The sequence below is a fragment of the Hypericibacter adhaerens genome, assembly GCF_008728835.1.
In the GTDB taxonomy this organism is placed as follows: Bacteria; Pseudomonadota; Alphaproteobacteria; order Dongiales; family Dongiaceae; genus Hypericibacter; species Hypericibacter adhaerens.
Genome location: NZ_CP042582.1, coordinates 4,695,001 through 4,720,102, shown reverse-complemented (window position 1 = coordinate 4,720,102; position 25,102 = coordinate 4,695,001). Strand labels below are relative to the sequence as shown.

General features: G+C 68.8%; 19 protein-coding genes. 11 read left to right on the top strand and 8 right to left on the bottom strand.

Features of this window, described 5'->3' with window-relative positions:
• Positions 1 to 53 precede the first annotated feature (53 nt).
• A complete protein-coding gene (locus tag FRZ61_RS21100) occupies positions 54 to 584 on the bottom strand; it encodes a class I SAM-dependent methyltransferase (RefSeq protein ID WP_151119585.1) in 531 nt (176 codons plus the stop codon).
• Positions 571 to 2,031, bottom strand: coding sequence for an N-acyl-D-amino-acid deacylase family protein (locus FRZ61_RS21095; protein ID WP_151119584.1), 1,461 nt, complete (start codon positions 2,029 to 2,031; stop codon positions 571 to 573). The genes FRZ61_RS21100 and FRZ61_RS21095 overlap by 14 nt, the downstream gene beginning before the upstream one ends.
• Positions 2,032 to 2,202: 171 nt before the next feature.
• On the opposite strand from FRZ61_RS21095, the gene FRZ61_RS21090 reads away from it, so the two are divergent.
• The gene (locus tag FRZ61_RS21090; RefSeq protein ID WP_151119583.1) at positions 2,203 to 2,667 is read left to right on the top strand and encodes a DUF1178 family protein; all 465 of its coding nucleotides are present in this window, start codon (positions 2,203 to 2,205) and stop codon (positions 2,665 to 2,667) included.
• Between the two features lie 132 nt (positions 2,668 to 2,799).
• Here the strand turns inward: FRZ61_RS21090 and FRZ61_RS21085 are convergent, their stop codons facing one another.
• From FRZ61_RS21085 to ubiG, 5 genes are all read right to left on the bottom strand, one after another.
• Positions 2,800 to 4,347: a sulfotransferase gene (locus FRZ61_RS21085; RefSeq protein WP_151119582.1), complete on the bottom strand. Its 1,548-nt coding sequence runs from the start codon at positions 4,345 to 4,347 to the stop codon at positions 2,800 to 2,802.
• A complete protein-coding gene (locus FRZ61_RS21080) occupies positions 4,344 to 5,771 on the bottom strand; it encodes a sulfotransferase domain-containing protein (RefSeq protein WP_151119581.1) in 1,428 nt (475 codons plus the stop codon). The genes FRZ61_RS21085 and FRZ61_RS21080 overlap by 4 nt, the downstream gene beginning before the upstream one ends.
• A gap of 69 nt (positions 5,772 to 5,840) precedes the next feature.
• Entirely contained in the window at positions 5,841 to 7,295 is a 1,455-nt protein-coding gene (locus FRZ61_RS21075; RefSeq protein WP_151119580.1) for a sulfotransferase, read from the bottom strand.
• Positions 7,292 to 8,743, bottom strand: a complete 1,452-nt coding sequence (locus tag FRZ61_RS21070) for a sulfotransferase (RefSeq protein WP_151119579.1) — start codon at positions 8,741 to 8,743, stop codon at positions 7,292 to 7,294. Before FRZ61_RS21070 ends, FRZ61_RS21075 begins: the two co-directional genes overlap by 4 nt.
• 51 nt (positions 8,744 to 8,794) lie before the next feature.
• The gene (gene ubiG / locus FRZ61_RS21065; RefSeq protein ID WP_225308931.1) at positions 8,795 to 9,613 is read right to left on the bottom strand and encodes a bifunctional 2-polyprenyl-6-hydroxyphenol methylase/3-demethylubiquinol 3-O-methyltransferase UbiG; all 819 of its coding nucleotides are present in this window, start codon (positions 9,611 to 9,613) and stop codon (positions 8,795 to 8,797) included.
• Positions 9,614 to 9,830: 217 nt separating this feature from the next.
• On the opposite strand from ubiG, the gene FRZ61_RS21060 reads away from it, so the two are divergent.
• From FRZ61_RS21060 to clpB, 10 genes are all read left to right on the top strand, one after another.
• Positions 9,831 to 11,036: an aspartate kinase gene (locus FRZ61_RS21060; RefSeq protein ID WP_151120927.1), complete on the top strand. Its 1,206-nt coding sequence runs from the start codon at positions 9,831 to 9,833 to the stop codon at positions 11,034 to 11,036.
• A gap of 7 nt (positions 11,037 to 11,043) precedes the next feature.
• A complete protein-coding gene (locus FRZ61_RS21055) occupies positions 11,044 to 12,093 on the top strand; it encodes an NAD(P)H-dependent flavin oxidoreductase (RefSeq protein ID WP_151119578.1) in 1,050 nt (349 codons plus the stop codon).
• Between the two features lie 226 nt (positions 12,094 to 12,319).
• A complete protein-coding gene (locus tag FRZ61_RS21050; RefSeq protein ID WP_151119577.1) occupies positions 12,320 to 13,639 on the top strand; it encodes a helix-turn-helix domain-containing protein in 1,320 nt (439 codons plus the stop codon).
• A 134-nt stretch (positions 13,640 to 13,773) separates the two neighbouring features.
• Complete coding sequence (gene ispG / locus FRZ61_RS21045) at positions 13,774 to 14,916, top strand: flavodoxin-dependent (E)-4-hydroxy-3-methylbut-2-enyl-diphosphate synthase (protein WP_151119576.1); 1,143 nt, start codon at positions 13,774 to 13,776, stop codon at positions 14,914 to 14,916.
• A 21-nt stretch (positions 14,917 to 14,937) separates the two neighbouring features.
• Entirely contained in the window at positions 14,938 to 16,182 is a 1,245-nt protein-coding gene (gene hisS, locus FRZ61_RS21040; protein WP_151119575.1) for a histidine--tRNA ligase, read from the top strand.
• A 12-nt stretch (positions 16,183 to 16,194) separates the two neighbouring features.
• Entirely contained in the window at positions 16,195 to 17,496 is a 1,302-nt protein-coding gene (gene hemA / locus FRZ61_RS21035; protein WP_151119574.1) for a glutamyl-tRNA reductase, read from the top strand.
• Positions 17,493 to 18,578 (top strand): peptide chain release factor 1, encoded by a 1,086-nt coding sequence (gene prfA, locus FRZ61_RS21030; RefSeq protein ID WP_151119573.1) that lies wholly within the window; start codon positions 17,493 to 17,495, stop codon positions 18,576 to 18,578. Before hemA ends, prfA begins: the two co-directional genes overlap by 4 nt.
• Complete coding sequence (prmC, locus tag FRZ61_RS21025) at positions 18,575 to 19,474, top strand: peptide chain release factor N(5)-glutamine methyltransferase (RefSeq protein ID WP_225308930.1); 900 nt, start codon at positions 18,575 to 18,577, stop codon at positions 19,472 to 19,474. The genes prfA and prmC overlap by 4 nt, the downstream gene beginning before the upstream one ends.
• Before the next feature lie 168 nt (positions 19,475 to 19,642).
• Positions 19,643 to 20,035, top strand: a complete 393-nt coding sequence (locus FRZ61_RS21020) for a DUF4167 domain-containing protein (protein WP_151119572.1) — start codon at positions 19,643 to 19,645, stop codon at positions 20,033 to 20,035.
• Positions 20,036 to 20,330: 295 nt separating this feature from the next.
• Positions 20,331 to 22,925 carry an ATP-dependent chaperone ClpB gene (gene clpB / locus FRZ61_RS21015; protein WP_151119571.1) on the top strand — a complete coding sequence of 865 codons (2,595 nt, stop codon included), beginning with the start codon at positions 20,331 to 20,333 and terminating at the stop codon, positions 22,923 to 22,925.
• Between the two features lie 86 nt (positions 22,926 to 23,011).
• Here the strand turns inward: clpB and FRZ61_RS21010 are convergent, their stop codons facing one another.
• Entirely contained in the window at positions 23,012 to 24,610 is a 1,599-nt protein-coding gene (locus tag FRZ61_RS21010) for a peptidoglycan DD-metalloendopeptidase family protein (RefSeq protein ID WP_151119570.1), read from the bottom strand.
• Between the last annotated feature and the right edge of the window lie 492 nt (positions 24,611 to 25,102).

Here is a 25,102-nt window from a genome sequence, read left to right as displayed (position 1 = left end):
CGGCGGGGATTATAGGCAGGCTTTCGCCCGCCGCTATAGCCCATGGCAGGGGCCTAATCCCGTGAATGTACGGCGGCAATCCGTTGAAAACAGGCCGGATAGGGTTCCTGCTGCTCCAGATCCTCATAGGCGAGCACGCGGAACCGACCGCGAACGACCTCCAGCAACTCTCCTCGCCGCAGCAGAAACGCGGGGTTCTTCGGGCGGCCGAACCGCTCGTTGCCGGCGGCGAAGGTCTCGTAGATCAGAAGACCGTTCTCCATCACGGCGCTCAGGATCGGCTCGAACAGCGGCCGATGCAGATAGTTGGTGACGATCACCGCGGCAAAGCGCCGCTCGCCCAGAGGCCAGGGCGCGCCCGTCTCGAGATCGGCCCCGATCGCCTCGAACCGGGGATGGCGGAGAAGGTCAGCCACCCCCGACAGGTCAATGTCGATGCCGGTCACCATTCGCCCCGCGGCCAGGAAGAAACGGCTATGGCGGCCCTTGCCGCAGGCGAGATCGAGCACCGGGCCCGGCGGAATCAGCGCCGCGAAACGCTGCACCCAGGGCGAAGCCGGGTTCCCCGCTTCAGGCGCGGCCATGGCGCAGAACGCGGCCGGGCCGGGCGCCGGTGGGCCGTCCTCCATCCCACACCGCTTCGCCCGCCACCAGCACACAATCGATGCCGGCGGCCGGCCGCGTCGGATCGTCGTAGGTGGCACGATCGATGATCCGGCCTGCATCGAAGACCACGAGATCGGCAGCGAAGCCCGGCGTGATCCTGCCGCGGCCCTCGAGGCCGAAACGCGCCGCCGACAGGCTGGTCATCTTGCGCACCGCTTCTTCGAGCGTGAAGAGGCCCTGCTCGCGCGCATAGTGGCCCAGCACGCGCGGGAAGGTGCCCCACAGGCGCGGATGCACCTTGCGGCCGAAAGGCAGCCCGTCCGATCCGATCATCGCGTCGGGATGGGCCAGGATGCGGCGCACATCGCCCTCGTCGAGCACGAAGTAGATGGCACCGCCCGGCAGCAGACGTTGCGCCGCCTCTTGTCGGTCGAGCTCCAGCTCGCGCGCGATGTCGTCGAGATCGCGCCCCGCCGCCTGCGGCATCGCGTCGGACCAGGTGATGAGCACGCGCTCGGCCTCGGCGACGAACTCCGGCATGATCGTGGTCGAGCCCGCCGTGTAAGGATAGACGTCGAGGCCCACGGGCTGAGCCCGGGCGGCGCGATCGTAGCGCGCCAGCGTGCGCGCCGCGTGGCCGTGATTCTTCTTCCCGTCGCCCTGGTGATGCGAGAGCACGACCGGCGCCTTCGCGCGGCGGCCGATCTCGAAGGCTTCCTCCATCGCGCCGTCGATATCGTCGACATAATCGCGTGTGTGGGTGACGTAGAGACCGCCATGCGCCGCAAGCGGCTCGGCGACGGCGACGATCTCCTCCGTGCTGGCGGCCGTGTTGGTCGGGTATTCGAGCCCGGTCGAGAAGCCGATGGCGCCGGCGCCGAGGCACTCGTCGAGCGCGCGGCTCATCGCGGCGCATTCCGCCGGTGTCGCGGCGCGATCGAGATCGCGGAGTGCCCCCATGCGCAGGGTCGAGTGCCCAACGAGCGCCGCGACATGCGTGGCCGGCGGCGTCTTCTCCAGGGCTGCGAAGTAACGCTCCATGGTCGGGTAGCGGTAGATGCTGTCCTCGCCCAGCAGGCGGAATTCCTGCGGCAGGACGGCCTTCGGCAGGAGCGGCGCCAGGCTGAATCCGCAATTGCCGATCACCACGCTGGTGACGCCCTGGCTCGCCTTGGGCGACATGGCGGGATCGACCAGCAGAAGACCGTCATCATGCGTGTGAACGTCGATGAAGCCGGGTGCGACAATCAGGCCTGTCACATCCCTCTCGATCGTGCCGACGGTTCGGCCCAGATCGCCGATCGCGGCGATGCGGCCCTTGTCGATGGCGACATCAGCCCGATAGCGGGCCTGGCCGCTGCCATCGATCACGCTGCCGCCGCGCAAGACCTGATCGGCGCGCGCCGGCGCTTCTCCTGGGACCATCGGTTCCGCCTCCCGCTTCCTGGCTGCCCTCATCCTGGCCCGGGAACCGAGGGGTCTGCAATCGGGCCCGTGGAATCAATCGGTTGCGGCGCGGCGGGGTTGCCGGTAGCGTCTTGGCAACCCATTTGACGGTACCGTGACAAGGTATCAGGCCCCTGGATCGACACGACCATGATCCTGTTCGAACTCAAATGCGACAAGGACCACCATTTCGAAGGGTGGTTTCGCGACGGCAAGGGCTATGACGCCCAGACCAAGGCCGGCAAGCTCGTTTGCCCGGTCTGCGGCAGCCGGCGCATCGAGAAGGCGATGATGGCGCCTCGCATCGGCAAGGGCGCCCGCAAGGCGGACGCGAAGCCCGAGGCCGCGACTGTGCCCGTGGCACCGGCGAGCGTGCCCGCGGTTCTCCCGCCCGAGATGAAGGCGGTGCAGCTGCTGCGCGAGCTGCGCAAGCAGGTCGAGGCCAATTGCGATTATGTCGGCCCGCAATTCGCCGAAGAGGCGCGCAAGATCCATTACGGCGAGACCGAAGCGCGCGGCATCTATGGCGAGACGACGGCCGAAGAGGCCGAGGCGCTCGACGAGGAAGGCATCGAGTTCGCCCGCGTGCCCTGGGTCCCGCGGCAGGACAGTTAGCGCTTGGCTTGTCCCTTCCCCCCCCTTGCGGGGGAAGGTTAGGAAGGGGGACGACGCGATGTCGATAGCGCGCAGCCCCCTCCCTCACGCTCCCCCGCGAGGCGGGGGAGGGGATCAGCTCTTCTCCGAGCTTTACGCCGGCTCGAATTCCTTCTTCGATTTTCCCTTCGCCTTCGGCGCCGGCTTCTTGCCGCCGGCGGCGGGCCGGGGGCCGCCCTGCAGGATGATCTTGGCGCGCGGGCGCGGCCGCTTGCGCGCGAGGTTCTGGCGCGGGATCAGGCGGAACAGGCTCTGCAGCCCGTCGAAGGCCCATTTGGGCGCCGGCTGGAATCCGGCCGCGATGAACATGCGCATCAGCTCGTTCCGGCGGTACGCGTTCTTCCAGCCCAGGCTCTCCCGATCGACGTCGCCGGTATCGTCGGTCGCGTAGTAGCTGACGAAGATGGGCAGGTTGTAGGCGCGCAGGCCTTTGAGGAAGTCCTCGAGGTCGTCGACATATTCGAGGACGCCGAGGGCGGCGACATGGGTGGCCTCGCCGCCGGGCGGCAGCTCGCCGCGATAGATGTCGCTCGTGACGAAGAGCGGCGCGCGGACGGCGACATCCGCGGGCAGATGGCTCGAGGCCTTGGACAGCATCTTGCGCATCGCGGCGGTGCCGCAGCCGAGATCGAGCAGCACGGCGCCGGGCTTGAGGTTGGCCGCCACGATCATGCGGGCGCGGCGGCGGCCGAAGACGGGTTCGAGCTGCTTAGGCCCTCGCCAGTTCCAGACCTCGGTGTCCTGGAATTTGATCCGGTTGATCCCGGGATCGGAGCCGAGGCAGAAATCGTGGCGGCGGATGCGCAGTTTGGGAGCCGGCACGTCATAGCCGAAGGCCAGCGAATATTCGGGGAACATGCGCCAGATCCGCTCCGCCATGCTCCGCATCGGGCCTTCGGGCTCGTCCTCATAGCGATCGAGCGCCTTCCGCGTGATTTCCTTGCCGTGCTTGGCGAGCTCCCAGCCTGAGCGGGTCTCGCGCTCGATGGCGAGATTGAGCCGCTCCTCGCCCAGCCGGTCGAGGCCGCAATAGGCCGCAAGCCGGTCGCGGGCCGCGGGGTCCGCCACCAGATCCTCGTAGCGCAGCACCATATGCGGCAAGGCCCGCAGCGCCATCAGTTCCTGCACCGTGTAGGCGATGCGCGCGAAGATCCAGGCCTCGTCGCGCATCCGCTTGGTGTCGGTGAAGACCAGCCCCATGCGGTTGACGAGCTCGAGCGCCGAGATCGTCACCGCGCGCAGGTCGCGCACGCACAGCACGAGCTTCTGCGGCGGGTAGATCCGCAGTAGGCGCTGCCAACCGAAGAGATCGACGCATTTGATCCCCCAGAGCTCGAGCGGCTTCAGCTCCGGCAGGACGACCTGGTCGAAATATTCGATGTTGGTGCGGTACTCGCCGGTCTTGGGGAGCAGGGCGGGCAGCTCGAGCCCGAACTCGCGGTAGAGCCGGCCCAGCTTGAGCTGCAGCGGCGCATCCCACAGCCCCATCAGGTTGGGCTCGCTCACCACCAGCGAGCGGCCGCGCCGCGTCAGCAGATCGCTGACCAGCGTCGTGCCGGTGCGCATCAACCCCATCACCGCCACGCCCATCGGCGTGCCGCGGTTGGGCAGCTTGACCGACCTGACTTTCTCCGCGCTCATGCCGCGTCCTCCGCTTCGAGGCGGGGCTTGCGCGCCGGCACGGGGATCGGCCGCAGCTTCAGGAAGCTCTGGCGGCCGTCGAAGGCCCAGCTCGCGGTGACCTTGAAGCCAACCGTGGCCAGGCCCCGCAGCAACTGGTCGCGGCTCAGATGGCTGCGCCAGCCCAGCGCCGCGCGGTCGAGATCGGCGGTGTCGTCGGTCGCATGGTAGCTGAGCAGGACCGGCAGGTTGTAGCCGCGCAAGGCCTTGAGGAATCGCCCCGGCTGCTCGACCTGCTCGAGGATCTCCAATGCCAGCACGACCGTCGCGGATCCCTTGGGGGGCAGCTTGCCCTGCAGCAGGTCGGCGGCCTTTGTCTGCGGGGTTCGCTCGACCACGTCGGCCATGATCAGCCGCGAGCCCTTGGGCAGCTCGGTGATCATGCTGCTGAGGCCGCCGCTCAGATCCAGCACCACGGCACCGGCCGGGATGTTGAAGGAGGCCAGGTGGCGCGCGCGGCGGCGCGCGAAGCTGGGCTCGAACTGGCGCGGGCCCTTCCAGTTCCAGATCTCGCCCTTCTCGTAGGGAACGGGATTGCGGCCGGGTCGTGCGGGGGCGGAGAAATCGTGGCCCTGGATCCGGGCCTTGGGCTCGGCCACCTCGTAATCGAAGGCGACGGAATATTCGCCGAGCAGCCGCCAGACCCGCTCCGCCAGGTTCCGCACCGGTCCGGGCGGCTCGCGCTCGAAGCGGCCCAACGCCTTCTTGGTGATGCTTTCGCCATGCTTGCGCGATTCCCAGGATTGCCGGCTGTCGCGCTCGATCGTCAGGTTGAGCCGTTCCGTGCCGAGCTCGTCGAGACCGACATAGTCGGCCAGCCGCTCCCGAACCTTCGGATCCTCCACCAGATCCTCGTAGCGCAGGACGAAATGCGGCAGGCGGCGCAGGGCCAGGAGCTCATGCACGCTGTGCGCTAGGCGCGTGAGGATCCAGGCCTCGTCGCGCATATGATCCCCGCCCGGAAATCCCAGCTTCATGCGTTCGGCCAGCTCGATCGAGGAGACAGCGACCTCGCGCAGATCGCGCACGCAGAGGACGAGCTTGCGCGGCTGGTAGCGCTGGAACAGCTGCTGCCAGCCATAGAGGTCGACATATTTCACGCCCCAGAAGTCCAGTCCCTGCAGCTCGGGCAGGATGGCGCGATCGAAATAACTGTAGATTCGGGAAGGCGGCTTCTCGGTCGGCGGCGGGGGCGCTTCGATGCCGAAATCGGTCACGAGGCGATGGATCGTGCCCGCCAGGAGCGGATGCCAGGCGCCGAGCAGGTTGGGCTCGCTCAAGACCAGCGAACGTCCGCGCACGGTCAGGAGGTCGGCGACGAGCGTGGTTCCGCTGCGCATCGGCCCCATCACGGCGACGCCCATGCTGCGTTTCTTTTCGGCCATTCCCCTTCAGCCTCGACTCGTGGCCCCTGCCATGGGGCCTGACCTCTTCCGACAGCCGCCCCCGTTCTGTCAATCGGCCTGGGCCGATGGCGGCGGCCCCGGCGCCTGCGCCTCGCCCAGGGATACCGGCTCGAGGTGAAGGAAGCTTTGCGGCCCGTCGGCCCGCCAGCGCGCCTTGACCGAGAAGCCGGCCTGACGGCAGGCCGCCACCAGCGCCTTCCGGCTCAGATGATTGACCCAGCCCAAGGCTACGCGATCGATCCCTTCCGTGTCGTCGGCGGCGTGATAGGTGGCGATGACGGGCAGATCATAGAGCCGGAGCCGGCGCAGCAGGCGCGGGAGGTCGGCGTCGAGGAACTCGAGCACATGGAGGGCCAGCAGCAGCGTCGCTCCGGGCACCTTCGGAAACTTGCCCTCATGGAGCGGGGCCACGCGGTAGCCCTGCCCGCGCGGGGCCATGTCGACCGGAATGTGACGCCGGCCCTTGGGCAGCATGACCGAGAGCGCGGGCGTGCCGCAGGCGAAATCGATCGCCACGGCTCCCTCCGGCAGGCGGCCCGCGAGCGCGAGGCGCGCATGGCGAAGCTGGAAGCTGGGCTCGATCTCCGTCGGCCCCGCCCAGAGCGCGCTTTCGCTCTTGGGATAATCGATCGGGTTGGCCTCGTCGCCGGGCCGGCGCTGGAACGCGTGGCCGCGGATCCAGCTTTCCGGCGGCGGCATCTCGAAGCCGAAGGCCTCGGAATATTCCGGCAGGAGCCGCCAGGCGCGCTCGGCGAGCGCCTTGACCGGCCCCGGCGGCTCGCTCGCGTAGCGTCCGACCGACCGGGTCGAAACGGCACCGCCATGCTTGTTCAGCTCCCACTGGCGCGAGAAGCCGCCCGCCGCCAGGTTCTCGCGCGTGCCGGCGGCGCTCTCCAGGCCGGCATATTCGACGATGCGCTGGCGCAGGCCCTCGTCGACGACCACGTCCTCGTAGCGCGCCAAGAGATGCGGGCGCTGGCGCAGCGCCATCAGCTCATGCACGTTGTAGGCGATGTTGGCCAGCACCCAGGCCTCGTCGCGCATGTGGCGGCGGCCATAGAAGGCGAGCCGCAGATGGCCGATGCGGTCGATGGCCGAGATCACCACGTCGCGCAGATCCCGCACCGTCAGGATCAACCGGCGCGGCGGGTAGCGCTCGAAGGTCTCGCGCCAGTCGATCAGGTCGACATATTTCACGCCCCAGAGCGGCAGGCGCGCGAGCTGGGGCAGCAGCACCGTCTCGAAATAATTCTGGTAGCGCGGCCAGCGTTCCGGGCTTGGGAGCTCCGCTCCCGGATCGAGGCCGTTATTGAGGGCGAGCTGGTGGATGCGCTCGACTGTGTTGGGGCTCCACATGCCGAGGATGTTCGGCTCGCTCAGAATCAGGCTCCGCCCGCGCTGGCTCAGCATGTCGGTGACCAGCGTCGATCCGGTGCGCATCAGCCCCATGATGGCGACGGCCATCCCGGCAGGCGCGCCGGCCGTGTCCTGAAGCTCGGTCATCGGGCCGGCGGGCGCTTCGCGGGAGCCGGGCCCGCGCCGCGCGGCACCAGGCGGAACAGGCTCTGGCGTCCGTCGAAGGCCCAGTGGGCCTCGACGCGATAGCCGGCCGCCGCGAAAGCCGCCCCCAGCTCCGCGCGGCTCAGATGGCTGACCCAGCCAAGCTGGCGTCGGTCGACGCCGGCGCAGTCGTCGGTTGTGTGATAGCTGAGGGCCACCGGCAGCCGCGTGCGGGCGAGATTGGCCAGCAGGGCGGCCGGGTCGGCCACATGCTCCAGGAGGCCCAGCATCACGATCAGCTCCGCCTTGCCCGCGGGCGGCAGGACGCCCTGATGCAGGGCCGAGACCAGGAACTGCGGCGCGCGGGCGACGCTGTCGCCATGGATCAGGCTCGAGCCGGCGGGAAGAAGGCTCGCGATCGCCGGCGTGCCGGGACAGAGGTCGAGGACGCGCATGGCCGCCGGAATGGCCTTGGCGACCGCGATGCGGGCCCGGCGCTGGGCGAAGCTCGGCTCGAACTGCTTCGGGCCCCGCCAATCCCACTCCTCGGTGTCGAGATAGCTCAGGCCGGGCCGGTCGGGCTGCGGCGCGAGCGCGAAATCATGGTCGCGCGGGCTCTCGCCGGCGGGCGGCCGCTCATAGCCGAAGGCCTCGGAATATTCCGGCAGCAGGCGCCAGAGCCGCTCGGCCAGCGACCGGACGGGACCGGGCGGCTCGGCGGCGAAACGGCCGACCGAAGCCGTGCCGATGGTCCCCTGATGCTTCTCGACCTCCCAGGCGCGCTGCATCTCGGCGGCCTTGAGATTGAGCCGTTCCTCCTGGAGCCGATCGAGGCCGACATAGGCGGCGATGCGCTCCCGCAATCCGGGATCGGCGACCAGGTCCTCGTAGCGGACCAGGAGATGCGGCAGCTTGCGCAGCTCCATGAGTTCGCGCACGCTGAAGGCGAGCCCCGCGAGCAGCCAGGCCTCGTCGCGCAGCTTGCCGCTGCCGGTGCCGCGGAAGGTGATGCCCAGGCGGCAGATGCGGTCGATGCCGGAGATGACGGTGTCGCGCAGGTCGCGCACGCAGAGGATCAGCCGGCGGGGCGGGTAGGTCTTGAGCAGCGGCCGCCAGCCGCTGAAATCGACGTTCTTGATGCCCCACAGCTCGAGCCGGTCGAGCTGCGGCCGCAGCACCTCCTCGAAATAGCGCTGATAGCTCTCGCCATAGTCCTGCGGCTGCGGCGGCTCCTCGTCGAGATCGAGCCCGACCATGCGCGCCAGACGATGGACGCGCGCGGTGGTCTTGCGGCTCCATTGCTTGAAGATCTCGGGCTCGCTGATGACGAGCGAACGCCCGGGGATGGTCAGCAGGTCCGACACCAGCGTGGTGCCGCTGCGCGCGAGGCCGAACACCATCACGCCCATCGGCGCGCGTGCCGTCCCTGCTTCTCCCTTCTGACCCTGCAAGCAATCCCCCTCGCGCGGGCGCCCGTCCCGCCAGCCCGCATCCCGCCGGCGTCAGCCGGCCGCCGGCTCGGCCAGCGCCATGTAGTTCACCCCAAGATCGCGCGACAAGCTCCAATGGTCCGTTAACGGGTTATAGGCCACGCCCTCCAGCGCCAGGACATGGCCGCCGGCCCGCTCGATCAGACGGGTCAGCTCCGAGGGGCGCAGGAATCGATTCCAGTCGTGGGTCCCCCGTGGCAGCCAGCGCAGCAGATACTCGGCGCCCAGGATCGCCAGCGCGTAGCTCTTGGCCGTGCGGTTGAGCGTGGCGACGACCATCAGCCCGCCGGGCTTGAGGAGAGAAAGGGCGGCGGCCATGAAGCCCGCGGTATCCGCCACATGCTCGATCACCTCCATGTTGAGGACGATGTCGAACCGGCGCTCGCCGCTTTCGGCCAGGGCCTCGGCGGTCTGGCAGCGATAATCGATGGCGAGCCCCATGCGCTCGGCATGAAGGCTGGCGATGGCGATGTTCCGGTGCGAGGCATCGAGCCCGACCACCCGTGCCCCCATGCGCGCGGCCGGCTCCGATAGGAGACCGCCGCCGCAGCCGATATCGAGGAGGTCGAGCCCCCGCAGCGGGTCGCTCGCCTGGGGGTCGCGGCCGAAACGCCGGCAGGCCTGGTCGCGGATATAGGCGAGGCGGATGGGGTTGAGGCGGTGCAGGGGCCGGAACTTGCCGGCCGGATCCCACCAGGCCTCGGCCATCGCCTCGAACTTGGCGATCTCGGCGGGATCGACGCTGGCACCGACGGCGGGCGGTTCTTGCGTTCCGGTCGGGCCGGAGGGGCCGTGGGACTCGCCGGGGTCGGTCATGGGCGACAGGCTCACTTCGACGCAAACTCCTTGGAAAACAAGCCGAAAAGGCGATCCTGGGCCGGGCTGGAAAGGGGCCGCTTTCCCTTGCCTCGGCGGGGGCAAATGAGTATGGATACGCGCCGCGCGCGCGGCAACCGGCGAACCCTTGCGGCAAGCCTGGCGGGACCCTCCGCCTTCCGCCCGCGTCCAGTTCTGAGGGGATTCCCAGTTGGCTCGATCGCGCATCGTCATGAAGTTCGGCGGCACCTCGGTGGCCGATGTCGAACGCATCAAGTCCGTCGCCCGCCGGGTGAAGCGCGAGGTCGATGCCGGTCATGAGGTTGCGGTGGTCGTGTCGGCCATGTCGGGCGTAACCAACCAGCTCGTCGCCTGGACCAGCGAGATCGCGCGTCTTCACGACGCCCGCGAATATGACGTGGTGGTGGCGACGGGCGAGCAGGTGACCACCGGCCTGACGGCCTTGGCGCTTCAGGAGCTCGGCATCTCGGCCCGTTCCTGGCTCGGCTGGCAGATCCCGATCCATACCGACGACGCGCATGGCAAGGCGCGTATCGAGCGCATCGACACCGAGGAGCTCGAGCGCCGCTTCGCGCAAGGCCAGGTCGCCGTGGTGGCGGGGTTCCAGGGACTGGGTCCGGACAACCGCGTGACGACTCTGGGCCGTGGCGGTTCCGACACCTCGGCGGTGGCGCTGGCCGCCGCGCTCAAGGCCGACCGTTGCGACATCTTCACCGACGTGGACGGGGTCTACACGACCGATCCCCGCATCGTTGCGAAGGCGCGCAAGCTCGATAAGATCGCCTACGAGGAGATGCTCGAATTCGCCTCGCAGGGTGCCAAGGTGCTGCAGATCCGTTCCGTCGAGATGGCGATGAAGCACCGGGTCCGGCTGCAGGTGCTTTCCAGCTTCGAAGACAAACCCGGCACGCTGGTCGTAGATGAGGACGAAATCGTGGAACAGGAAGTCGTAACCGGCGTCGCCTACAGCCGCGACGAGGCGAAAGTCACGCTCATGCGCGTGCCCGATCGCCCGGGCGTGGCCGCCTCCATCTTCGGGCCGCTGGCGGACGCCAACATCAACGTGGACATGATCGTCCAGAACACCTCCGAGAGCGGGCAGTTCACGGACCTCACCTTCACCGTGACCAAGGCCGATCTCGAGCGCACCAAGAAGGTGCTCGAGGATCGCCGCGTGGCGCTGGGCTACCATGCGCTGGACGCCGATTCGAACGTGGTGAAGGTCTCGGTCATCGGGCTCGGCATGCGCAGCCATGCCGGCGTGGCGCAGCGCATGTTCAAGGCGCTGGCCGAGAAGGGCATCAACATCCAGGTGATCTCGACCTCCGAGATCAAGGTGAGCGTGCTGGTGGCCGAGGAATATACCGAGCTCGCTGTGCGCGCGCTCCATACCGCCTACGGCCTCGACGCGGCCTGATCCGACCATGAACGAGGCCGTCGCCCGGGCGCATCTCGACCGGCTCTGGAGCCGGGGCCGCGAATTCCTCGGCTGCGGGCATGCCATCATGGGCGGCGCCATGACCTGGGTCTCCGAGCGCAACCTGGTCTCGGCCATCTCCAATGCCGGCGGCTTCGGCGTGATCGCGACCGGCTCGATGTCGCCGGCGCTCCTGAGCGCCGAGATCGCGGCGACCAAGCAGAAGACCGACCGGCCCTTCGGCGTCAACGTCATCACCATGCATCCCGAGCTGATGGCGCTGATCGAGATCTGCCTCGATCACAAGGTCGGCCACGTGGTGCTGGCCGGCGGCATCCCGCCGGGGGCCGCGATCCAGCGCGTGCGCCAGGGCGGGGCCAAGGCCATGTGCTTCGCGCCGGCGCTCGTGATCGCGCGCAAGCTGGTCAAGAGCGGCGCCGACGCGATCATCATCGAGGGCATGGAAGCGGGCGGCCATACCGGTCCGGTCTCGACCTCGGTGCTGGCGCAGGAGATCCTGCCGGCCATCCGCGAGGTGCCGGTCTTCGTCGCCGGCGGCATCGGCCGCGGCGAGGCGATCCTGGGCTATCTGGAGATGGGCGCCGCGGGCGTGCAGCTCGGCTCGCGCTTCGTCTGCGCGACGGAATCGATCGCGCATCCCAAGTTCAAGCAGGCCTTCATCCGCGCGGCCGCGCGCGACGCGGTCCTCTCGGTCCAGCTCGATCCGCGCTTCCCGGTGATCCCGGTTCGCGCCCTCGCCAACGCCGCGACCAAGCGCTTTCTCGAGGCCCAGCGCAACGTGATCGACCGGGTCGATCGCGGCGAGCTCGACCAGAAGGCGGCGCAGCTCGAGATCGAGCATTTCTGGGCGGGCGCGCTGCGCCGGGCCGTGATCGAGGGCGATGTCGAGAACGGGTCGGTCATGGCGGGCCAGAGCGTCGGCATGGTCAATGAGGAGCAGCCGACCCGGGTCATCATCGACGAGCTGGTGGGACAGGCGGTCGCAGCCTTGAGCGCGCGGGAGGCCAGCTTCGGCGAGGCCGGCCGCGGTCGCTGAGCCTCGCTAACGCGCCCTTTACCTCGATCCGCGACCGTGGCGCCGTTGGCGTTCGGGGGCCGGATTTGCTACCTTGCAGGCAATATCGTGTGGTGGGCGGGACCCCGAGGCGGCCGGAAGAGCCGGACCGGTCCCGAAGTCGGCGGCACGGCGCGCTGAAAGCGCCCGAGGCCATGATTGAGAGTGCCGGAGATCCGCTTCCGGCCGGATATCGTCGAGCGATGACATGGCGGATAACGCGCATCTAGGCACAGGCGACCCGGGCGCCGACCGCGGCGGCAGCCGCGTGGGAACCTTGCTGCGCACGGCCCGCGAGGCCACGGGACGCAACCTCCAGAGCGTGGCGCAGCAGCTGCGCATCCGCGCGGTCTATCTGCGCGCGATCGAGGAGGGCGATTTCGGCGCCCTGCCCGGCACGACCTACGCGGTGGGCTTCGTGCGCTCCTATGCCGATTTCCTGGGGCTCGACGGGCCCGACATCGTCCGGCGCTTCCGCGAAGAGGTGGAGGAACTCGGCCGGCGCACCCAGCTCGTCTTCCCGGTCACGCCGGCCGAGGGAAAGATCCCCGGCGGGGCGCTGGTGCTGATCGCGATCCTGATCGCCGGCATCGGCTACGGCACCTGGTTCTACATGTCGGATCGCGAGCGCAGCCTCGCGGGCCTCATTCCCGAGGTGCCGGCCCAGCTGAAGAACCTGCTGGGCGAAGGTAAGCCCGCGGAGGCGCCCTCGACCGTCGCCAGCAACGACAACCCGACCATCCAGACGCCGGCGCCGGCTCCCGACGCGACGGCTTCCGCCCCGGCGGCGCCGGCAACGACGGCCTCGCCCTCCGCCGATGCCGAAAGCACGGCGGGCGTGGCGACCGCGGCCGACGAGCAGGCCGCGGCGGCGATCACCTTGTCGCCCACGGCGCCCTCGGACGCGAGCGCGGCCGAGGAGGATGAGGTGCCGCCGGCACCCGACGACGCCGATGCCGCGACCGATGGGACGCAGGCGGCGAGCCAGGGCAGCGACGATCAGGAGATCGTCGAGCCGCCGCCCACCCTGGACACCGCGCCCGCGACCTCGCCGACCATCACGACCCCGAGCACCGCCACCACGGTGCCGGCGCCCAGCATGACCCAGCCGCAGCCGGTGGCGCCGACGGCGCCCGCCGCCACCGTCCCGGCCACGACGCAGCAGGCCGCGACCCCGCCTTCCGCCACGGCGCCCCCGGCAGCACCCCCCGCCCCGTCGGTCGGCGAGGATTCGCTGCCGCGCGGCCAGGATTACGGCGTCACCAACGGCGAATCCCGGGTGGTGCTGGTGGCGCGGCAGGAAGCCTGGGTCCAGGTCAGCAGCGCCAGCCAGGAGGTCTGGACCCGGGTCTTGAGGCCGGGCGACCGCTATCTGGTGCCCAACGATCCGACCCTGACGCTCGCCACCGGCAATGCCGGCGGGCTCGACATCCTGGTCGATGGCAAGAAGGTGTCATCCCTGGGACCGGTGGGCGTGGTCCGGCGCAACATCTCGCTCGACCCCCAGCGGCTCCTGGGCGGCGGCTGAATATTTCAATTTGATCATGGGCTTGCCGATACTTGATCTTATCGGTCGGGGAGCGCATCTTGGCGCCCATGCCGCAGGGCCGGCGCTCTAGTCCGTTCCCCCGCAACCGTTCCAGACGATTTTCGAGGATCTCGATGAGCGTTCGCCCTTATCGCGACATCGCCCGGCGCAAGTGCCGGCAGATCAAAGTGGGCGCCGTCCGGGTGGGCGGCGACGCGCCGATCACGGTGCAGTCGATGACCAACACGCTGACCGCCGACGCCAAGGCGACGATCGCGCAGATCCAGGCGCTCGAGGCGGCGGGGGCGGATATCGTTCGCGTCTCCTGCCCCGACGAGGAATCGACCGCGGCCATGGGCGAGATCGTCCGCGCGGCCAAGGTGCCGATCGTCGCGGACATCCATTTCCACTACAAGCGCGCGATCGAGGCGGCCAAGGCGGGTGCGGCCTGCCTGCGCATCAACCCGGGCAATATCGGCTCGGCCGATCGCGTGAAGGAAGTCGTCAAGGCGGCCAAGGACCATGGCTGCGCCATGCGCATCGGCGTCAATGCCGGCAGCCTCGAGCGCGAGCTCCTGGAACGCTACGGCGAGCCTTGCCCCGAGGCCATGGTCGAGAGCGCGCTCGATCATGCGAAGATCCTCGAGGACAACGACTTCTTCGAGTTCAAGATCAGCGTCAAGGCGTCGGACGTGTTCCTCGCCGTCGCGGCCTATCAGGGCCTGGCCGACGCTTGCGACTATCCGCTCCATCTCGGCATCACCGAGGCGGGCGGCTTCCGTTCCGGCACGGTCAAATCCTCGATCGGCATGGGCTCGCTGCTGTGGGCCGGCATCGGCGACACCATCCGCGTCTCGCTCTCGGCCGATCCGGTCGAGGAGATCAAGGTCGGCTTCGACATCCTGAAGTCGCTCAACCTGCGCCATCGCGGCGTGAACATCATTTCCTGCCCCTCCTGCGCGCGCCAGCAATACGAGGTCATCAAGACCGTCGAGCGGCTGGAGCAGCGCATCGCCCATATCAACACGCCCATGACGGTCTCGGTCATCGGCTGCGTGGTGAACGGGCCGGGCGAGGCGCGCGAGACCGATATCGGCTTCACCGGCGGCGGCAACGGCACGCACCAGGTCTATATCGCCGGTGTGCCGCACCATCGCCTCAAGGACGCCGACATCGTCGATCACCTGGTCGAGCTGATCGAGAAGAAGGCGGCCGAGATCGAGGCGGCCAAGGCCGCCGCCGCGGCGGCTTCCGGCGCGAAAACCGCCGCCGAATAGCATTCCCTCAGGAGCCTCCCGTTGACGACGCTGCAGCCGGTTCGCGGCACGCACGATCTCTTGCCCGAAGACATGCGCCGCCACCGCCGCGTGACCGAGGCCGCGCGCGAGGTGGCGGAGCGTTTCGGCTATCTCGAGATCGAGACGCCGATCTTCGAGTTCTCGGAGGTCTTCAAGCGCACCCTGGGCGATACCTCCGACATCGTCACCAAGGAGATGTACAGTTTCACCGACCGCGGCGGCGAGGGGCTGACGCTGCGTCCCGAGGGTACCGCCTCGGTCGCGCGCGCGCTGATCTCGGGCGGGCTCGCCCAGAACCTGCCGCTGAAGTTCTTCTATCACGGGCCGATGTTCCGCTATGAGCGCCCGCAGAAGGGCCGCCTCAGGCAGTTCCACCAGATCGGCATCGAGCTCCTGGGCGTGGCGGCGCCGGCGGGCGATGTCGAGGTGATCGCCACCGGCCATTCGATCCTGGCCGAGCTGGGCCTGGCCGACCGGATCGTGCTCGAGCTCAACAGCCTGGGCGACGCGGAAAGCCGCCAAGCCTACCGTACCGAGCTGGTGCGCTATTTCGGCGGGCATCGCGACAAGCTCTCGCAGGAATCGCGCGACCGGCTCGAGCGCAACCCGCTGCGCATCCTCGATTCCAAGGACGAGGGCGACCGGCGCATCGTGGCCGAGGCGCCGCTCTTCGGCGATTATCTCAACCAGGCCAGCCGCGATTTCTTCGCCGCGGTGACGGGCGGCCTGGACGCGCTGGGGATCCCCTACCGCGTCAGCCCGCGGCTGGTGCGCGGGCTCGATTACTATTGCCACACGGCCTTCGAGTTCGTGACCGAGACGCTGGGCGCCCAGGGCACGGTGATGGCCGGCGGGCGCTATGACGGGCTGATCGAGGCCATGGGCGGGCCGCCGACGCCGGGCGTCGGCTGGGCCTCGGGCATCGAACGGCTGGCCATGATGCTGGCGGAGGCGCCGCCGGCGCGCCGCCCGGTGGCGGTGGTGCCGGTCGGCGACGAGGCGCAAGGGGCGGCCCTCAGGCTGGCCCACGATCTGCGCAAGGCGGGCTTTGCCGTCGAGCTGGGTTATAGTGGCAATATGAGCAAGCGTCTCAAGCGGGCCAATCGGCTTCATGCCTCTGTCGCCCTTCTGATGGGCGAGGATGAGCTCAAGGGCGGCGTCGTCACGCTCCGCGACCTGGACAAGGGATCGCAGGAGACGGTGGCGCTCGACGCCCTCAAGGATCGCCTCGCCGCTTACCGTTAGCGGGGCCGGCCGATGCCGGAACCCCGCTCAGCCCGTTCTTCGGTCCAGGACCTGCTGCTGGTCGGCGCCAGCCATCGCGGCGCCACGGCGGCGCTGCGCGAGCGTCTCTTCTTGGACGGGAGCGCCGCGCCCGCGATCCTGCAGCGGCTGAAGCAGCAGGGCTTCGGGCAGGCGCTGACGGTCGTCACCTCCGACCGCTGCGAGCTCTATGTCTTCCATCCCGATCCCGCGCGGGGAGCGGCGGCCTTGCGCGCGATCCTGGCGGCGAGCGCGGGGCTGGCGCCCGAGCTGGTGTCGGCGCAGCTCTTCGAGCGACGCGGCGTCACGGCCCTGCGCCATCTCTTCTCGGTCGCGGCCTCGCTCGACAGCCCGGTCCCGGGCGAGCCCCAGGTGCTGGAGCAGCTCAAGGCCAATCACCGCTCTTCGATCGAGGCGGGGCTGGTGGGCCCCGAGCTCGAAGCCATGCTGCAGGCGGCCTATGTGACGGCAGGCCGGGTGCGGAGCGAGACGCCGCTGGCCGAGCAGCCGGTCTCCATGGCGACCGCCGCGATCGATGTCGCGCGCGAGCTTTTCGGCGATCTCGGCCGCTGCAGCGCGCTGATGCTCGGCATCGGTGAGATGGGCGAGCGGATGGCGGCCGAGCTGCAGAAGGGCGGGCTCACGCGGCTCACCGTCACCCATCCGGCCGCGGCGCGCGCCGAGCTGACCGCCCGGCGGCTGGGTTGCCATTTCCGCGACTGGGCCGAGCTTGACGCGGCGCTGGCCGCTGCCGACATCGTGATCGCGGCCTTGGGGGCCGGCCGGGTCGTGGTGACGACGGAGGCCGTCAAGGCGGCGCTCAAGGCGCGCCGGCACAAGCCGATGCTGCTCCTCGACGCGGCCCTGCCGCCCGACATCGAAGCCGCCGTCGGCGAGCTCGACGACGCCTTCCGCTACGATCTCGACGATCTGGAGCGGCTGGCCATGGAGGGCCGCACGCCGCGCGGCAGCGCCGCCACCCGCCGGCAGGCCGCGGAGACCGCGGCGCGGATCCTGGCCGAGGAGACCGCGCGCTTCGAGGCGCGCTATGCCGAGCCGGGCTATGCGCCGGCGCTGGCCGCCTTGCGTGCCGAGCTCGAGGCCGAGCGCGCGAAGGCGCTGGCCGAGGCCGGCGGCGATGCCGAGGCGGCCACGCGCCTGTTGGTGAACCGGCTGCTGCAGCGGCCGGAAGCGGCCTTGAAGGCGGTCGCGGGCGAAGGCAAGGACGCATCGACCCTGGCGGCGCTGCTGGGCCGCCTGTTCGGAATCGACGGATCGACGAAGGAAAAGACGTGAATCTGGATCTGAAACTCGACCGCGTGGTGCTTCGGCATGAGGAGCTGGCGCATCTGCTGGCGGCCGAAGGCAAGCGCGACGCGCAGGAATTCGCGCGCATGGCGAAGGAATATTCCGACCTGGCGCCGACGGTCGAGACCATCCTCGAGCTGCGCAAGGCGCAGGGCGAGGTCGAGGAGCTGGCCAGCCTGAGCCAGGACGCGGCGGCCGAGCCCGAGATGCGGGCGCTGGCCGACGAGGAGCTGCGCGCGGCCAAGACGCGCCTCCAGGAGATCGACCAGCGGCTCAAGCTGCTGCTGCTGCCGAAAGACGAGGCCGACGAGCGCGACGCCATCCTCGAGGTGCGCGCCGGCACCGGGGGCGAGGAGGCGGCGCTGTTCGCGGCCGAACTCTTCCGCATGTACCGGCGCTATGCCGAGCTGCATAACTGGAAGTTCGAGATCATCAGCATCAACGAGACCGGGCTCGGCGGCTACAAGGAGGCGATCGCCTCGATCTCGGGGCGCGGCGTCTTCGCGCGCCTCAAGTTCGAATCGGGCGTGCATCGCGTCCAGCGCGTGCCGGCGACCGAAGGCAGCGGGCGCATCCATACCTCCGCGGCGACGGTGGCGGTGCTGCCCGAGGCCGAGGAGGTCGATATCCAGATCGACGAGAAGGATCTGCGCATCGACGTCTTCCGCGCGTCGGGTCCCGGCGGTCAGTCGGTCAACACCACCGACAGCGCGGTCCGCATCACCCACATCCCGACCGGCCTCGTGGTGCAGCAGCAGGACGAGAAATCGCAGCACAAGAACAAGGCCAAGGCGCTGAAGGTGCTGCGCGCGCGCCTGTTCGAGATGGAGCGCACCAAGCGCGAGGCCGAGCGGGCCGCCTCGCGCAAGAGCCAGGTCGGCTCGGGCGACCGCTCGGAACGCATCCGCACCTACAACTTCCCGCAAGGCCGCGTCACCGACCACCGCATCAACATGACCCTCTACAAGATCGAGGCGGTGATGGAGGGCGGCGGGCTCGACGAGCTGATCGACGCGCTGATCGCCGACGACCAGGCGAGCCGCCTGGCCCAGCTCGCCGAGGAGGCATGAACCTCGCCATGGCGGCCATCGGCGATCTCCTGGCGTCGGGCCAGCATCGTCTGGACCGGGTGGGCATCGAGAACGCGCGGCGCGAGGCGCGCCTCCTGCTGGCCGCGGCGCTCGATCGAAGCTGGGGCGATCTCGTCGGCCGCGAGGAGCAGCCGGTCGCACCCGAGACGGCGGCGCGCTTCGAGGATTTCGTCCGGCGCCGATCCCGGCATGAGCCGGTCTCGCGCATCCTCGGCCGGCGCGAATTCTGGAGTCTCGATTTCGGCCTTTCCGCGGCCACGCTCGATCCGCGCGCCGACAGCGAGACGCTGATCGAGGCGGTGCTGGAGACGGTCGCCGATCGCGATGCGCCCCTGTCGATTCTCGATCTCGGCTGCGGGACGGGCTGCCTCCTGCTGGCGCTGCTTTCGGAACTGCCGAACGCGAAGGGAATCGGTGTCGATCTGGCGCCCTTGGCCGTGGCCACGGCCAGCGCCAATGCGGCGCGCCTGGGCCTCGAGCGCCGCGCCCGGTTCCGGATCGCCGACTGGGATTCCGGCCTCGCCGGACGGTTCGACATCGTGGTCTCGAACCCGCCCTACATCCCGGCCGCGGAGATCGCGACGCTGGCGCCGGAGGTGGTGCTGCACGACCCGCATCTGGCGCTCGATGGCGGTCCCGACGGCCTCGCCGCGCACCGCCGGCTCGCCCGAATCATCCCGCGACGACTTGCCGCCGGTGGCATTGCTGTGGTGGAGCATGGCGACGAACAGGGGCCTGCCGCGCAGGCGATCTATGAAGCGGGCGGTTTGACGCTACGCAAGTGGCGTGCCGATCTCGGTGGCCACTGGCGATGCCTGGTCATGGCCCGGAAAGCCGCCAAAAAAACAGTTGGAAAGGCGGGAGCGACCGTCTAGGTTAGCTCCCGGAAAACAGATCCGAGACGCTCGGCCAAGGGGGCCGGGCCGACGTTCTGTCCCCCCTCCCAAGCTGATGCTTGATGATATGCGACGGCAGCCCAGAGCAACGGCGCCGTGCGCCCGGGAAGCGGGAAAGACGGTATCCTAAAGCGAAGCGATAAGGCGATGAGGCAAGGCTCGAATCCCCGGCGTTCGCGCGGCCGCGGTCAGCGCAAACCGCACTTCAATCCACGTCAGCAGACCTTCGACAGCAACGGACCCGATGTTCGGGTCCGCGGCAATGCCTACCAGGTGTTGGAGAAGTATCTGGCGCTCGCACGCGATGCGAGCTCCGCGGGCGATCGCATCGCCGCGGAGAACTTCCTGCAGCATGCCGAGCACTATTATCGTTTGATCAATGCCTATAGCGGCGACGATCAGAACCAGAATCGCAATCGGCCGATGCAGCGGCCCGACGGCAGCGGCGGCGTCGAGAACGACGAGGGCGATGCCGAGGGCGAGGAGGCGCCGGCGATGAACGGCACGGCCAGCAAGGCCCCGGAGCCGGCCGGCGAGTGACCTCCGGGCGGGCCCTCAGCCCGCCTTTCCATCTCCTTTCCCGTCCTCCGGATGGGGTCTCCTGCAAGGGCTTGTCCCTGCGGGGTTTTGCCGTTGCGGCAAAACCGGCCGATGGCTACTTCCCGGGCCGAAATTGGCCCTACCCCTCTTGTGTCATTGGGGGCACGGCCCATATTTCCGTAGGGCCTGAGGGAGCCGGCGAGACGAGCCGGGGCCCGAGGGTGCCTGAGGGAAATTCGCATCCTTCGCCGTGGGCTGGGCAAACCGGACATGGCCGAGAGAGGGCAGGGAAGAAATGGAACTCGAAAAATTCACGGAGCGAGTCCGCGGATTCATTCAGTCCGCGCAGGGTCTCGCTTTGCGCAGCGGCCATCAGCGTTTCACGCCGGAGCATCTGCTCAAGGTGCTGCTCGATGACCGCGAAGGCCTCGCCGCCAATCTCATTCGCGCCGGCGGCGGCGACCCCGTTCGCGCGCTGAAAGAAACCGAAGCCGAGCTGGCCAAGCTGCCCAAGGTGGAAGGCAGCGGTGCGGGGCAGGTTTACCTGGCGCCTGAAACCGCGCGCCTCTTCGACAGCGCGACCACGCTCGCGGAGAAGGCCGGCGACAGCTTCGTCACCGCCGAGCGCATGCTGCAGGCGCTGGCGCTCGCGGCGGGAACGCCCTCGGCCGCGATCCTGAAACGTCTCAACGTCACGCCCCAGGCGCTGGAGAAGGCCATCGCCGAGCTGCGGCAGGGCCGCCAGGCGCACAGCGCCTCGGCCGAGGACAGCTATGAAGCGCTCAAGAAATATGCCCGCGACCTGACCCAGGCCGCGCGCGACGGCAAGCTCGACCCCGTCATCGGGCGCGACGAGGAGATCCGCCGCACCATCCAGGTCCTGTCGCGGCGCACCAAGAACAATCCCGTGCTGATCGGCGAGCCCGGCGTCGGCAAGACCGCCATCGTCGAAGGCCTGGCGCTGCGCATCGTCAATGGCGACGTGCCGGAGAGCCTGAAGAACAAGCGCCTGATGGCGCTCGACCTTGGTGCGCTGGTCGCCGGCGCCAAGTTCCGCGGCGAGTTCGAGGAGCGGCTCAAGGCCGTGCTGCAGGAGGTCTCCGCCGCCGCGGGCGAGGTGATCCTCTTCATCGACGAGCTCCACACGCTGGTGGGGGCCGGCGCCGCGGAAGGCGCCATGGATGCTTCCAACATGCTGAAGCCGGCCTTGGCGCGCGGCGAGCTCCATTGCGTCGGCGCCACCACGCTCGACGAGTACCGCAAGCATATCGAGAAGGATGCGGCGCTGGCCCGCCGGTTCCAGCCGGTGCTGGTCTCGCAGCCCTCGGTCGAGGAGACGATCTCGATCCTGCGCGGGCTCAAGGAGAAATACGAGCTGCATCACGGCGTGCGCATCACCGACGGCGCGCTCGTCTCGGCGGCCACGCTCTCCAACCGCTACATCACCGACCGGTTCCTGCCAGACAAGGCGATCGATCTGGTGGACGAGGCCGCGAGCCGTCTGCGCATGCAGATGGATTCCAAGCCCGAGGATATCGACGAGCTCGACCGCAAGCTGATCCAGCTCAAGATCGAGCGCGAAGCCCTGAAGAAGGAGAGCGACCGCGCCTCGGTCGAGCGGCTCAAGAATCTCGAGAAGGAGATCGCCGAGCTCGAGGAGGAATCGGCCAAGCTCACGGCGGCCTGGCAGGCCGAGAAGACCCAGCTCGCCGGTGCCCAGAAGATCAAGGAGCAGATCGACCAGGCGCGCGCCGAGGCCGAGCAGGCCCAGCGCCGCGGCGACCTGGCGCGGGCGGGCGAGCTGCTCTATGGCCGCATCCCCGAGCTGCAGCGCCAGCTCGAGAAGGCGCAGCAGGCCGAGCAGCATCGCGTGCTGAACGAGGTGGTCGGCGAGAACGAGATCGCCGAGGTGGTCTCGCGCTGGACCGGCGTTCCGGTGGACAAGATGCTGCAGGGCGAGCGCGACAAGCTCCTGAAGATGGAAGAGCTCCTGGCGAGCCGCGTCATCGGCCAGCAGGATGCGATCGTCGCGATCTCGAACGCGGTGCGCCGGGCGCGGGCGGGCCTGCAGGATCCGAACCGGCCGATCGGCTCGTTCCTGTTCCTCGGCCCCACCGGCGTCGGCAAGACCGAGCTCACCAAGGCGCTGGCGGCATTCCTGTTCGACGACGAGCACGCCATGGTCCGCATCGACATGTCGGAATACATGGAGAAGCACTCGGTCTCGCGCCTGATCGGTGCGCCGCCGGGCTATGTCGGCTATGACGAGGGCGGCGCCTTGACCGAGGCCGTGCGGCGGCGGCCCTACCAGGTCGTGCTGTTCGACGAGGTGGAGAAGGCCCATCCCGACGTCTTCAACGTGCTGCTGCAGGTGCTGGACGACGGCCGCCTGACCGACGGCCAGGGCCGCACGGTCGATTTCCGCAACACGCTGATCGTGCTGACCTCGAATCTCGGCAGCGACATCCTGGCGAGCCAGCCCGAAGGGCAGGATTCGGCGGCGGTGCGCGAACAGGTGATGGAGGTGGTACGCAGCGCCTTCCGGCCGGAGTTCCTCAACCGGCTCGACGAGATCCTGCTGTTCCACCGCCTGACCCGGGCGCAGATGACCGGCATCGTCGAGATCCAGCTCAAGCGCCTCGTCGCCATGCTGGCGGAGCGCCGGATCGCGCTCGAGCTCGACGAACGCGCCAAGACCTGGCTCGCCGACGCCGGCTACGACCCGGTCTACGGCGCCCGGCCGCTGAAGCGGGTGATCCAGCGCGAGCTGCAGAATCCGCTGGCGAACCTGCTGCTGGCGGGACGCATCGCCGATGGCGACACCGTCAAGGTCAGCGCCAACGCCAAGGGCCTCACGATCAATGGCGAGGCGGTGGCGAAGGCCGCCTGATTCGTCCCCCGCTGCTCAGCGGCGCAAAGCAAAACGGCGGCGGTTCGAGGAGAACCGCCGCCGTTTCGTTTGGAGCCGGGAGCCGGCTACTGGCAATCCGTGGTATCGGGGTCCGAGCCGCAATCCTGCGACGGCGCCGGCGCCGCGGCGGTCTGGACCTGCTCGGCCTCGAGCTGCTCCTTGAGCGCGATCATGTCGGTCATGGCCGCCTTGAACTTCTTCAGGTCGGCACCGGCGAGCTTGGTGCCGGAAGGCAGCTTGACGCTCGTGGGATTGACCTGGCTGCCATTGACCAGCACTTCGAAATGAAGATGCGGGCCGGTGGCGCGGCCGGTGGCGCCGACATAGGCGATGACGTCGCCCTGATGCACGCGCGAGCCGACATGCAGGCCCTTGGCGAAGCGGCTGATATGGGCATAGGCCGTCGCATAGGTCGCGTTGTGCTTGATCTGGATATAGTTGCCGTAGCTGCTGAAGGGGCCGATGCGGGTGATGACGCCGTCGCCGGCGGCGAAGATCGGCGTGCCCGTGGGCGCGCCGAAATCGATGCCCTTGTGCATCTTGCTATAGCCCAGGAGCGGATGGTTGCGCATGCCGTAGCCCGAGGTGATGCGCGCACCGTCCACGGGCGTGCGGAGCAGCGCCTTGCGCACGCTCTCGCCCTTCGGATTGAAGTAGTCGACGAAGCCCTCCGACATCTCGTAGCGGTAGATCTCGTAGACCTTGCCCGAGAGGGTCAGCGAGGCATAGAGCAGGTCGCCGGGCTTGGCGAGATTGCCGTCCTCGTCGTCGAGCTGGTCGAACACGAACTCGAACTTGTCGCCGGGCTGGATATCGCGCTGGAAATCCACGTCGTAGCTGAAGGCCTTGATGGCTGCGGTGATGACGGCGACGGGAACGCCGGCGGACTCGGCGGCGCCGAACAGGCTCGACTGGATCTCGCCCTGGATCGCGACATTGCGATGGGTCAGCGGCCGGTCGATGGCGAAGGCCTGGAAGCCGCCGTCGAAGGCGCGCGTGACCTGCAGATCGCGCTCGACCGACGGCTGCAGGCTCAGGCTCACGAGCTGGAAGTCGATCGGGCCCTGATGCTGCTTCTCCGGCGCGGAGAAGGTGAGCGCGATCTCCTGGCCGGGACGCAGGTCGCGCGGCGCGAACAGATCCTTCAGCGCGTCGACCGCGCCATAGGCATCGTCATGGCTGACGCCGGCATTGACCAGGATCGTCATCAGCGTATCGCCGCGCTGCACCTCGACGGTCTGCGCGATCGCGGCGCTGGGATTGGCGGTCGGCGCGGCATCGCTCGCGGCGGGAGCATCGCCACCGGACGGCTGATTCTCGTCGCCCGGCGCCGGTTCGGAAAGCGAGGCCGGCGGGGTCTCGTCGCTGTCGGACACGCGTGGCGTCGGCAGCGCCGCGACGCTGGGGCCCGGCGTGACCACTTCCGCGGCCGGAGCGGCTTCGTCGCTCACGGGGGCTGGGGCGTCGGTTGTGTCGGTGCTGTCGCCCGTCTTGGCGGCGACTTCTGTCGTCTCAGCCGCGGCCGGGGCGTCAGAAGTCGTCGTATCGCCGGTCGCGGCGCTTTCGCTGCTCGGATTTGCGGGGCTGGCGCTGTCGCTGCTGGGAACCGCCGCATCGACCGCCGGGAGCAGGTCGGGGCTGGTGGCCCGTAACAGCAACGTCATGGCGACGGCTGCGACTACAAATCCGCACTTTCCGGCGTGGTGCTTGAGCACACGGCCGGCCCAACGAATGCGTGGGGTCAACGCACATCCCCCTCAATCTATTGACGGTTTCGGTGGCGATCCGAACGACTGCGCCCCCTGGAGCGCCACCGACGGCCTAGGCCCGTGCACCCCGATCGGCACCATTAAAGCGCGAATGGGGTTAACGACTGACGAGCAAGATGCAAATCATGCACCGGTCTGTCAACTTAATTTGCCCGTTAAGAGGCCAATTTTTCGCACTCTATCAATATCTTGGTAACATTTTCAGGGCGGCCGCCCGGTTTAATGGCGTATGGTTAACGCCATGCAACCATAATGGGGCTCGGGCTGCGACAGAATCGAGCGGCGGGATTTTTGCGGCTGCGAACCCGATTCGCGCCCCGGATCTTGCTGAAAACAGGCGGTTTTCTGCGGTTCTTACGAATTGCACAAAAGCATTTGACAGTCGCG

What these genes read in the sequence shown, in the direction of transcription:
- FRZ61_RS21100 (WP_151119585.1), bottom strand. Translation starts at nt 584, where the DNA reads ATGGCCGCGCCTGAAGCGGGGAACCCGGCTTCGCCCTGGGTGCAGCGT.
- FRZ61_RS21095 (WP_151119584.1), bottom strand. Translation starts at nt 2,031, where the DNA reads ATGGTCCCAGGAGAAGCGCCGGCGCGCGCCGATCAGGTCTTGCGCGGC.
- FRZ61_RS21090 (WP_151119583.1), top strand. Translation starts at nt 2,203, where the DNA reads ATGATCCTGTTCGAACTCAAATGCGACAAGGACCACCATTTCGAAGGG.
- FRZ61_RS21085 (WP_151119582.1), bottom strand. Translation starts at nt 4,347, where the DNA reads ATGAGCGCGGAGAAAGTCAGGTCGGTCAAGCTGCCCAACCGCGGCACG.
- FRZ61_RS21080 (WP_151119581.1), bottom strand. Translation starts at nt 5,771, where the DNA reads ATGGCCGAAAAGAAACGCAGCATGGGCGTCGCCGTGATGGGGCCGATG.
- FRZ61_RS21075 (WP_151119580.1), bottom strand. Translation starts at nt 7,295, where the DNA reads ATGACCGAGCTTCAGGACACGGCCGGCGCGCCTGCCGGGATGGCCGTC.
- FRZ61_RS21060 (WP_151120927.1), top strand. Translation starts at nt 9,831, where the DNA reads ATGAAGTTCGGCGGCACCTCGGTGGCCGATGTCGAACGCATCAAGTCC.
- FRZ61_RS21055 (WP_151119578.1), top strand. Translation starts at nt 11,044, where the DNA reads ATGAACGAGGCCGTCGCCCGGGCGCATCTCGACCGGCTCTGGAGCCGG.
- FRZ61_RS21050 (WP_151119577.1), top strand. Translation starts at nt 12,320, where the DNA reads ATGGCGGATAACGCGCATCTAGGCACAGGCGACCCGGGCGCCGACCGC.
- ispG (WP_151119576.1), top strand. Translation starts at nt 13,774, where the DNA reads ATGAGCGTTCGCCCTTATCGCGACATCGCCCGGCGCAAGTGCCGGCAG.
- hemA (WP_151119574.1), top strand. Translation starts at nt 16,195, where the DNA reads ATGCCGGAACCCCGCTCAGCCCGTTCTTCGGTCCAGGACCTGCTGCTG.
- prmC (WP_225308930.1), top strand. Translation starts at nt 18,575, where the DNA reads ATGAACCTCGCCATGGCGGCCATCGGCGATCTCCTGGCGTCGGGCCAG.
- FRZ61_RS21020 (WP_151119572.1), top strand. Translation starts at nt 19,643, where the DNA reads ATGAGGCAAGGCTCGAATCCCCGGCGTTCGCGCGGCCGCGGTCAGCGC.
- clpB (WP_151119571.1), top strand. Translation starts at nt 20,331, where the DNA reads ATGGAACTCGAAAAATTCACGGAGCGAGTCCGCGGATTCATTCAGTCC.
- FRZ61_RS21010 (WP_151119570.1), bottom strand. Translation starts at nt 24,610, where the DNA reads ATGACGTTGCTGTTACGGGCCACCAGCCCCGACCTGCTCCCGGCGGTC.